The sequence below is a fragment of the Aquimarina addita genome (genome assembly GCF_039539305.1).
GTDB classification, from domain to species: domain Bacteria; phylum Bacteroidota; class Bacteroidia; order Flavobacteriales; family Flavobacteriaceae; genus Aquimarina; species Aquimarina addita.
The window spans coordinates 91,797-103,342 of the sequence record NZ_BAABCW010000014.1 but is presented as its reverse complement, the minus strand read 5'-3'; the positions used below and the strand labels follow the sequence as shown (position 1 = coordinate 103,342).

The window sequence follows — 11,546 nt, the reverse complement described above, 5'->3', positions numbered from 1 at the left end:
CAAATTCTTAACGCTTCGGCCCTCTCCGACTCCACTTCAAAAACCACCTTCGGGTGGTTTTTTTGTGCAATCAGAGGATTCGGCCACGCGCCAGCTGGCTCCTACGCTAAATTGATCCACTGGATCAAATTCTTAACGCTTCGGCCCTCTCCGACTCCACTTCAAAAACCACCTTCGGGTGGTTTTTTTGTGCAATCAGAGGATTCGGCCACGCGCCAGCTGGCTCCTACGCTAAATTGATCCACTGGATCAATTCTTAACGCTTCGGCCCTCTCCGACTCCACTTTAATCCTGCCTTATGGGCAGGATTTTGTGTTTTCGGGGGATTCGGCCACGCGCCAGCTGGCTCCTACGCTAAATTGATCCACTGGATCAATTCTTAACGTTTGATCGTGTCCGACTCCACGAAAAACTCCCAAATCATCAATGATTACGGGAGTTTTTGTTTTCGGCCGACAATTTGGTCGACAATTTTAATTTAATTAAGTGCTGATTATTATTTCATGTTAAATTGAGAACACAAAAAAAGCCTAGAGCTAGTCTAGGCTTATTATTATTTTTTTTAAGTGCAGCATTAAAGCATAATTGAATAACAGTGCACTGTTGCAAAGATAGGGAATTATTACTAAAAACATTTATTTATACTTATATCCTATTTTTTCTATAATTATACCTTTAATTATATCATTTCCTTTTTGCTCCATAAACAAATCATCAATCTGGCGCTCTAAATCATTCTTCCTACCATTTGATATCTTATCTAGGATATACAGAATGACTTTGATTGTCGAATCCAATGAACTTCTATTGTTTTCATTAAAAGTAATACCAGGGATTATAGAAATACCTTTTGGAGTATTCAAATCAAAAATTACACCACTATGAGCACAAGTATTCCTGATATATACTATAGTATCCATTATGTTTATAAATTTCTTTAAATTGAGAACATTATATAAACCAGAAATCCTTTCTTTTATATCATTTTCATTTAAACTCTTGAAAATTTTCAAAATTGCACCAAAAGTAAAAAACTCTAATGTCTTCCAAGCAGGCGCATACTTATCGTTGATATATTTAGCATGATGTAATTTAATTGGTTTATTCTTAGATTTGAATTCATCATTATAATGTTTATCTATATCACTTATAAAAGTTGAGTTTACGACGTTATAATCAATGAACCAGGTTGGCGATTCTTTATATTTATTTGACACATAATACACTAATTTCGTTCTGAAATTTATTTCAATTCGTTTAATATATTTAAGGAGTAGGTTTCGCAAATCAACATCTAAGTAATATAATTTCACAACATCAGAAAACCTCGTTCCTTCTTTAAAGTTATGATCCTCATCTATTTCAAATGGATGCCAATAAAAACCTAACCGATAATAGCCAATATCTAATAGAATTTCCTTGATTTTGTCATCAGGATAATCTAATTCCATTCCTCGAGACTTTAACTTTTCAATTTGTTGCTTAAAGCTAGTAGCTATATTCCCCATATAGATTTATTATTGTGTTTTTAAATCTTAACTATTTTCTACAATTTCAATTTCCTCTTGAGTTAAACCATATAATTCATAGACCATAGCGTCAATCTCCTTTTCAGTTTGATTGATTTGATGGTGTAGGTCTTGTGCTTTTTTCTTGTTTTCTTCAAACAATTCTAACCACTCAAACTCATCTTTTTTCGTTAGTGAGCTAATAGGCTCTTCCTCTTTTGAAACTAATATCTTATTGTTTGATTTAATAGCTTTATTAATTTCTTTAATAAAGTCTCCAAAATCTAATTCGTGCCAGTTTTCAAGTTTACGAGATAGTTTGATTAGTTTATTTTTCTGAATAAAGTATTTTTTAAACCTGTTAATTAATAAAATGAATTCTTTACTCGAACTTAGTATTATCGAACTTTTTTCTATAATTGGTTTTTGTTCCGATGGTGATATAGGTTTAAAAGGAAATTTTCGTAAATCATTTAAAATGATTTTTGGAAACATTTTTCTTACTGATTTAGCAGTATTTTTAACAAAGTAATAAGATATCAATTTACTATTTAAAATAGCCAGAATATACTTTAATGACACTTCAATTTCTTGTCTTTTTACAATTCCAATATTACTCCGATTATATAAATAAACTCCATCGTCAAATGTTGATATTATACTCTTAGGGAATTTACCTGTTATTTCTCTAATTATAATTTTCTCACCATCAAATAAATTGAAAGTTCTGGGAGATGCCAGTTGCTTACCATATTGTAAATATTGCCCAGACCAATTAAGAAAATACCTACCTACATCTTTTCCTTCCAAATATTTATGTGTGTTTTCATCAAATTTATAATCGAAATCATAAGGTCTATTTTTTACATCTTCAACTGTCTGTTTTGGTTCTCCTTTATTTTTTTCATAAGCTTGGAGACCTGCTTTTATATGAACTATATTATCGAGAATTTCAGAATTCTCTTTTAATTTTTTAGTCAATTGAACGCTAGCTTCATCAGAAAAAACTCTAAACTCATAACCTTCATTTTTTTCAAAATCTACTTGTTTTCGTAAATGAGAAAATCTAAACTCTTTCCCTGAGCTAAGTAGGACTTCCAACTCATTAGGATTGTTTCTTTCTGAAGATTTTGAAGCTAGGATTATTATTGTCTCTACATTGACTCCTTCAAAAGAATAACCTGCTAAATTGATGATTTGATTAATGGAACATTTGTTTAGTATTAAATTTCTTAATTCTTTGGCGGAATCCACCATCAACCAAGCATTTGGAATTATTAAACCATAATTAGCCTTATCCTTTATTAGATGTATCGTTCTTTCAATGAATAATAGATATAAATTGATTTGATATTCAGCTGAAACATATTTATTAGAGTAGTAATCTTTAATTTCCTGTGAAAAATTATCTCTTGCAAAAACATAAGGCGGATTTCCAATAATAACATCAAAACCTCCTTGCTCAAATACTTTAGTGAATGCGGTTTCCCAATTAAAGGCTTTATCTCCAGCGACACTTTTATTATCTATTAAGCTATTGCCACATTTGATATTACTACTTAAATCATTTAGTTTTCTTCGTGGTTGTGCTGTGCGTAGCCATAAAGATAGTTTTGCTATCTCTACAGACTCTTCATTAAGGTCTACACCGTAAATATTGTTTTCAAGTATGGTGTTTTCTATATCACTAAATACAATACCACCTCCTAATACTTTCGCTTTAAGCTCATCTATATAATTATGTTCTTTTATTAAAAAATCTAATGCTTGATTTAAGAATGCACCAGAGCCACAAGCTGGGTCACAAATGGTAATATGTAACAACCAAGTTCTGTAATCATCTAAGATACCTACTAACTTTGCAATAGTAGCTTTATTACGGTTTTTACGTCCTTTAAAATATTCTTCTTCCTTAAAACCGAACTCATTTTTCTTCTCATCACATAGTTTACCTACTGTGTTTTCTACAATATATTTAGTTATATATTTTGGTGTATAGAATACGCCATCTTTTTTACGCTTGCTTTTTTGTTTGTCAAAATCTCCACCTTCAATCTCTGCGTTAATACTTTCAATTTCATTTAAAGAGTTTTCAAAAATGTGTCCTAAAATATTCACATCTACCTGACTCTCAAAATCGTAGTTAGCAAGTTTTAAGGTGTATTTGTATAGTAGTTCATTGTCTATTAACAAACCATCTAAAATACCATCTGGTTTAAACAATCCTCCATTATAAGCGTATATCTCTGCTCGTGATGCTGTGCCTTGTCTTCCTTGGTCTAAGAAGTTAAAATATTGCTTAAATAAGCCGTAAAGTGGTCGCTCGTCTCCAAAGTCTAAATCTGCTTTCCACTTGTTTAAGATTTGTACGGTAGAGTTAGGTGGCAATAAACCTCTATCTTCTGCAAAGAATACAAATAGGAAGCGGTCTATTAACTTTTGTGATTTTTTAAATAAAGAGAGTTTTACATTCCTCTCAATACGTTCTAATTCAGCGGTTACAGCTTCGTCGGTAGCAACCTCTTTTAAACGCTCTCGTGCTTCTGCTTTAAGTTTTGTACCGTTTTGTTTTACTAAGTCTCTGTAAAGTTCTCTTTTAAAGACAGAGTAATCACTATAAAAACTCTTTGTTATTTTTTCTTCTTCTACAATAGACGCTTCTTTTATAGATAGCGGTATATTAGTAAGTACATTATCTTTTTGTAAGCATAAATACAATAATTGAAACTCTTCTTCTAATAGCTCAAATAGATTGAATTCCTCGAACTCTGTAGCATCATTGATATAGAAACGAAGTTTTTCAAAGTTAGAGGTGATAACATACACACAACCTTTTTGATTTGCTTTATAATCAAATGCTTGTTTACGTATACTTTCAAGGTCTTTAGTATTTGTACCTTTTAACTCAATGACACCTATAGCTATATCATCTTTAAGAATTGCACCATCGGCTTTACGTGCATTCTTTTGGTTTTTAAACTCGGTAGTAAGATTAAATTTAGGATTGGGATTTAAAGTGTAGCCCAAAATATTTACAAATAGCTCTCTGTAAGGAATGTAGCTTGAAATTGCTCTTCTTTTGAGTTACGTATATTTTCTTGTATGGTAGGATTTAAGAAATACTTCGTGTATTTTTTATAAGCCTTGTTTACTATTTCGGTATCTTGTTGTTTTAGATATTTCTTTAATACAGAGGTTTGATATAATGCCATATAGTTATTATGCAGTTTTAAAAAGGGAATTTATCAATTTTATATAATAATATCACTATCAAAAAAGCAAAACATAATCATACTCAATTATCTTGTACAGATTAAGTATTAAAACAACTTATCTGTTTTATTTATGATAATGGTCTTTGATGATGGGTGAATATATTGAGTGAAGAGGGTAATTGCCAATATGTGGATACATTAAAAAGAAATACTAAACCAAATTATTGCTTCTCATACTATAATATTCTTCACTATCGCAAATAATAATATGATCTAATAAGTTTATATTCAAAGTAACTGCTCCTTTGTGAATTTTCTCTGTTAACATTTTATCAGATTTACTAGGTGTAACATCTCCTGATGGATGATTATGACAAAGTATTAGTTTTTTGCACTTTTTAGACACTGCAAAATTAAATACCTCAACAGGATCTAATGAATTTTGGTTCAACGTGCCAATCGTTAATAGTTCAATATACTCTATATCATTGGTAGTACTTAAACCGATAGTCCAGAAGTATTCCTTTTTTCTATGTAATCTATTCTGCCTTAAAAGAATCTTTCTCATGATACGAGCTATATCCTCTGAGTTAGCAATACGTACATTTTCATCTTTAGGCAATCTTACTGTCATAGCATCCTTTTTTTGACAAATATAAAACTAATCGGTGTAACTAGTTTTTTATCATTCAAATATCGCTTATTAATTCAATATTACACCCACACTCGTGAATATCTATTATGATCTAACTACATCTACATTATTGGCAAGAAGTGCTGTTAAATGAGTAGGTATCTTATATTCGCACAATAATTCACCAGTAGCGATATTTTCCCAATCGAAAGTCCTTGGATTATACTCCCATTCTTTGTAACAGCTTAGTAACTTCGCTGAAAATTTTTGTTTTTTTTCTGTTTTGGTAAGTTAAACCCAAATCTATCAAATATACGTTTACCCTTCATAGCCATAAGCATTGTATCCAATGCCTTTATATAAATTTGTGCTGTATTGGTTTCTTTTTGCCTTTTCTTTAAATCTGGTTCGGTAAATATTTTACTGCCGTATTTTATGATTTCAACTAATCCATTCTCTAAATCAGTTACTTGTTGAATATTCTGCCCTTTTCTATTAGCAAATTTTGGTGTCCATAGTCGCAACCATTCATTTAATAATACCTCAGCAGTATATTTGTCTTTAGTAATTATATGGAAATGTGGGTTGTATGTTTCTTTTTAGGATTAAAATTACACTCTAGCGAACGCGCCCCAACAAGCTTTTTCTCTCTACCTCTTTGGTATCTTTTACGGTGTTTTTCTGTTATTCTTTGTATGCCTTGTGTAAATTTCTTTATATACCTCGGCAAATTATATGCGTTACAAGATTTAACCGTAGGGGTAAAAAAAATAAGGTTCTTCCCATTTTTTCATCACTGGGAAATATGTATTAATCATCTCTGCCTTACGGATACTACAACACAGAGTACAAAAGCGGTTTTTGCGATACTTACCATATCACCGACCATCTGCTGTAACAATATTCTGTTGACAGTAATAGGTATTCCAGTAAGATTTCTCCAATTCTGGTTCTCCATTTTCTTGCCCCACTTCTATCAATCGCAGCATCATTATTTGCGTAATAGTTTTTCGTTTTGCTCTATCTTTTAACGCCTCTTTTTTGTTGAGGTCAGAGCCTTCTCCATTGACAATAATGTGATTCTGTCCTGTTTGGTTTGTCCCACTTTCTGTTAATCTATCCAGTTATATTATTCATTATAATTCCACAAATTCAAAATAATCAATCCACATCCTTTGAGGGAACTTGTCATCCTTAAGCACATTAAACTCAATTTGTTGTTTTCCAGCAACTAAATTAACCGTTCCTAGTTTTATACGTTCCGTATATTTAGAATCATCGGAAGACTTACAATTAATATTTTTTATGTTTTGGTTGTTTATTTTAACCTTAAAAACACCACCATCTGCTTGTTTTATAATAGTCGCGTACACCTCATATTTACCCGTCTTTTCTGTTTCAAATTCAGTGATTAGCTTATTCTTTTTGTTTTTTTCAGCTGTCCAAAATAAGATTTTATGACCACTCACAGTTTTATACATAGACTCATGAACGAACTCATCAGTATTCAGCCATCCACCGGAATTTTCAATAACCATTAAATTCTCTGCTTCTAAAGCATTGGGTTGTTTAAAAACTTTGTAAGGTATCTCATAACCAAACAATTCATCTGCCGGTGTTGGTTTAATTGGATCTTTTCCATCTGCATCTAAATACCAATACACCACAGTTGCATATTGTGTTGGCCAATCATTAGCAAAATACTTCTCCAAATAACCATCAAAAGATTTTTGAAAAGGAATATTATCTATAATCTGCCATCTATTAACGGATTGATATCCCATGTTACCATTATCTATCGATTGACTATGAAAGGCTTGTTCAAAAATGGAAGGATTACACCAGGCGTAACCAAAATAATCCTCGGTACCTGTTCCAAATGTAGAAGGAAAATTTTCTCCATCAATAAAGAATTTCTCATCTCCTTCTCCCCACCAGTAATGTCCTTCACCAGCATTACTATTACTACCTCCCTTAGGGTTCCATAGAGACAAGGAAGCTCCTAAAAATCTACCTTTACCTTCTGTTTTTAACAATAACCAATCTGGCCAGCGCTCTTTTTTTATAGGTTCTAAATCCCTATGCCATTTTGCATGAAATCTACCATAATTCTTATCATCATCTTTAAGTTCTTCTTTGCCTATTTCTAAAGATACAGCCGTTGTTTCGCTAGAAGAATTATGTAATGTAATCTCTGCACCTTCTAAATATGGCATATACCAATAACTATACATCCAGCCATCAGTCATTCCCATTGGTAATGTTTTATAATTGTTATAACCAGGAGCTGAGCCAAAAAAATCACCAATGGGTGACCATACTGATGGGGTATCCTCGCCGTCCCAGGAAATTTCTAAAATAGTTTTTCTTAAAACTTCATCTAATTTTTCGGGATTAATAACTTTTATCTTTGCTTTTAGACTTGCAATGGCTCCTTTACCCTTTAACTTGAAAGCTGTCGTCTTACTATTTGTTTTTAAATTAAAATCTTTAGTTACCGTCTCTAATTCTAAAGCAGAAGGATTTTTACCCATCTCTTCAGCAAAAAAAGTATTGACCATAGTTAAAGCACTTTTAGCAGATTCATTTAAATTTGGATTAAAAGACTCTACTAAAGCTTCCTTATTAAAAGTAATATAGTTAAAATGAAAATACTGACCCCAACCAGGCTCGGCGACTATCTTACAACTTTTTTGATACGTAATTGGCACATAATTATTGAATCCTTTAGCATTCGTTTCGTAGACCAATTCAGGAAAATTAAATGCTGGTATACTAGGCTTAAAATAATCGATAAATGCTTCACTGACAATCGGTATGTCGCTACCATCAATGTAGATATTAACTTTTCCATCTTTTGGACTTGCAGACCAAATACGCACGATAGCTCCTGGTCCAGTCATCTCTGCTAAAACCTCATTATTACCTTCTTTTCTAATAAACTGAGGTCTAAGTCCGTCATTATTTGCAGACCATTCTATAAACTCACCTGTTACTGAATCGACTTTACTTTTTCGATCATAACTAGACCACATTTCACTTTTTTCGCCTTTACCTGGTAAAGTCGCAAGAGATTTCAAATCAGTCAATCGATTAACAAGTGAGGTATAACTGATGTTTTTATTTAGGTTTTCTTTTTTAGAATCCATACAGGATGTCATAAAAAATATAGAAAAAACAAGCATCAATATAGTTGGTTTTATTCTCTTCATTGTATTTTATCTATTTAAAATTTGCTTAAGTATTGCTTGCATCTCAGCAGCAAGTTTGGTATTTTGTTTATATAAATTTATACTCTGGTAGGGGTCTTTTTCTAAATTGTATAGCTGTGCCTTAGGCGCATTCTTTTTGATTTCACCATTCTCAATATCACTATTTATTTCTTTTGTAAAGGGAAATGCTCCCGGACCACCAAAACCATGACTACCTAACTGTTTGTCACTAAAACCACCTCCACCTTGAGCAGGTATCAACATCCATTTCCCTTTCCGTATAGATAAGTGATTTTTAGAACTGGCTGCTATTACCATATGCTCACGTACAGGCTCTTTAGGATCACCTAAAAGTGCCGTCAACATATTAACACTATCTGGTCCTTCATTTTTCGTAGGCTTATAGTCTATAATAGCTGCTAACGTTGCAAATAAATCGACATTTGATAGCATTTGATTTGATGTTGATCCTGGTGAAATTTTTCCCGGCCATCTGGCTATAAAGGGTATACGATGACCACCTTCCCAAGCATCAAATTTAAAACCTAAATAATCACCATTTGCATTATGACCTGCTTCTCTGGCGACCTGACCTCCTCTATTTAACATGCCACCATTATCACTTGTAAATATTAAAAGTGTATTATCCGCAAGACCTTCCTCGTCTAAAGTTCTCATAATTTCTGACACCATCCAATCAAGTTCATGGATAAAGTCGCCATAAGGACCTGCTTCACTAGTACCAATAAACTGAGGTGCGGGAGTAAAAGGATGATGAATATTAGTTGTAGCGAAATACAGGAAAAAAGGTGATTCTTTGTTTTCTTTAATCCAGGAAATGGCTTTGTCTTTTAATGTTGTACCCACTAGACGATCCTTGTAATTTTGATGCGCTGCTTTAGCTCCTCCAATGATATCGATATCCATTTTCTCATCAAAAAAACGTGTTTCGGCTTTTTTATTATAAACAAAAGGATCTTCAGGCACAAGTCCGACGACATTACGATTTTCGACATAAACAAAAGGTGGATGACTGTTTAATACGGGTACACCAAAATAGTAATCAAAGCCAAGTTCTAAAGGACCTGGTTTTAATTTCTTATTCCAATCCACAGGGCTGTTCTCTCCAAACCCAAGATGCCATTTGCCAATCACAGCTGTTTTATAATCCGATGTTTTCATTAAACTTGCCAGTGTCATCCTATCAGTTTCAACTTGTAATGATGTTTTTAAAAATATAGGACTGTAAAGATTTTCTCTTGCCGGAAGACGCCCGGTAAGAAGTGCATATCTAGAAGGTGAACATACAGCTGACGCCGCGTGGAAATCAGTAAAACGCTTACCCTGCGCAGCTAATTTATTAATACTTGGTGTTTTCACCTTAGTGGCTCCTTGTATGCCAATATCACCGTAACCTAAGTCATCAGCATTGATTATAATTATGTTAGGTTTTCTTTTTTTATTCTGTGCGAAACTATTTATAGAAAAACTGATTATAAAAAGGCTTGTTATTAATAAGGAAGTTGTTAAATTTTTCATTTATAATCGCTTAATTTTATCGTTTAAATAAATTCTACTTAGTTTTTTTAATCATTTGATCGTCTACCTGCTTTAAAGTGCTTTTATGAGTTTTCACTAAGATCTTTATTGCTTCAACCATATCTGAATGTTTTTTAATAATATTAAACCTTTCGGATGGATCTTTTTGAATATTATATAATTCCAGATTCTTTAATTCTTGAAGGTTCTCTGGATAACCACGAGGATTATTTTTATAAAAATAAAGTTTGTAATCCCCTTTTCGAACTGCAAAAACAGTGGTGCCGTGATAGTAAATCAGACTTTCCCGTACACCTTTTTTTTTCTCTAGTAAAACAGGAGTTAGGTCATAACCATCATAGACTCTGTCGCTTTTCATTTCTGAATGGATAAGTTTTGCAATCGTTGGAAAAAGATCAAGTGTAGATCCTATATCCATTACTATTTCTGATTTAATTTTATTGGGCCACCAAAAAATAGCCGGAACCCTCATCCCTCCTTCATATGAAGTAGCCTTTGCACCTTTAAGCAGCCCAGAACTTCCTCCGTTTTCGTTTAAAACGGTCCACGGTCCGTTATCTGAAGTAAATACTACTAAGGTATTCTCTGATATTTGATTTTCTCTTAAAGTTTTTAAAATTTCACCCACACTCCAATCTAGTTCCTCAACGACATCGCCATACAATCCTCTTCTGCTTGTACCTAAAAATTTCTCTGAAGCAAATAAAGGTACGTGGGGCATATTATGTGCTAAATAAATAAAAAAGGGATTCTCTTTATTTTCTTTTATAAAATCAATCGCTTCCTCTGTATATCTTTTAGTAATAGTATGCTGTTCTGCAGGTCTTTCTATGATCTCCTCATCTCTCATCAACGGGACATTAAAATATGCTATCTTAGGATTAGCATTTGCCTCAGCATGACTCAAATTTGTTGTGCGATCCATATCATTACTATATGGAATACCGTAGTAATAATCAAAACCCTGACTCGTAGGCAGAAACTTTGGGAGGTGGCCTAAATGCCATTTACCAATAGCCGCAGTTTTATATTTCTTATCCTTCAACATTTCTGCAATGGTTATTTCACTTTGTGGAAGACCACCTGATGAATTAGGAAAAAAAACTCTTGCCCCATGATTAGTATCAGTACCACTTCTGATTGGTAATCGTCCTGTTAAAAGGGCTGCTCTTGATGGCGTACATACATTTGCCGCCACATAAAAATTTGTCCAGCGTTGACCTTCGCTTGCCATTGTATCAATATTAGGCGTTCTGATACCTGGATGTCCATAACATCCCAAATCGCCATAGCCTAAATCATCAACATTGATTATGATGATGTTTGGATTTTCGTTTTGAGCATAAGTTGGACAATGTAAAAATATAAAGATCACAAAATTCCAAAATACCATTTTACTAAATTTATTTTGTATCAT

General features: G+C 32.9%; 7 protein-coding genes and 1 pseudogene. All 8 read right to left on the bottom strand.

Features of this window, described 5'->3' with window-relative positions:
- Positions 1-161: 161 nt before the first annotated feature.
- Positions 162-284 (bottom strand): hypothetical protein, encoded by a 123-nt coding sequence (locus ABD816_RS15990; RefSeq protein ID WP_344929099.1) that lies wholly within the window; start codon positions 282-284, stop codon positions 162-164.
- Between the two features lie 351 nt (positions 285-635).
- The gene (locus ABD816_RS15985; RefSeq protein ID WP_344929098.1) at positions 636-1,508 is read right to left on the bottom strand and encodes an Abi family protein; all 873 of its coding nucleotides are present in this window, start codon (positions 1,506-1,508) and stop codon (positions 636-638) included.
- Between the two features lie 27 nt (positions 1,509-1,535).
- A pseudogene (locus tag ABD816_RS15980) lies at positions 1,536-4,720 on the bottom strand (Eco57I restriction-modification methylase domain-containing protein).
- A 214-nt stretch (positions 4,721-4,934) separates the two neighbouring features.
- Complete coding sequence (locus ABD816_RS15970) at positions 4,935-5,357, bottom strand: JAB domain-containing protein (protein WP_344929094.1); 423 nt, start codon at positions 5,355-5,357, stop codon at positions 4,935-4,937.
- A 245-nt stretch (positions 5,358-5,602) separates the two neighbouring features.
- Positions 5,603-5,881 (bottom strand): hypothetical protein, encoded by a 279-nt coding sequence (locus tag ABD816_RS15965; RefSeq protein ID WP_344929093.1) that lies wholly within the window; start codon positions 5,879-5,881, stop codon positions 5,603-5,605.
- A gap of 612 nt (positions 5,882-6,493) precedes the next feature.
- Complete coding sequence (locus tag ABD816_RS15960; RefSeq protein ID WP_344929092.1) at positions 6,494-8,569, bottom strand: glycoside hydrolase family 172 protein; 2,076 nt, start codon at positions 8,567-8,569, stop codon at positions 6,494-6,496.
- A gap of 6 nt (positions 8,570-8,575) precedes the next feature.
- The gene (locus ABD816_RS15955) at positions 8,576-10,108 is read right to left on the bottom strand and encodes a sulfatase family protein (RefSeq protein WP_344929090.1); all 1,533 of its coding nucleotides are present in this window, start codon (positions 10,106-10,108) and stop codon (positions 8,576-8,578) included.
- Between the two features lie 34 nt (positions 10,109-10,142).
- On the bottom strand, positions 10,143-11,546 hold the full coding sequence (locus tag ABD816_RS15950; protein ID WP_344929088.1) for a sulfatase family protein: 1,404 nt from the start codon (positions 11,544-11,546) through the stop codon (positions 10,143-10,145).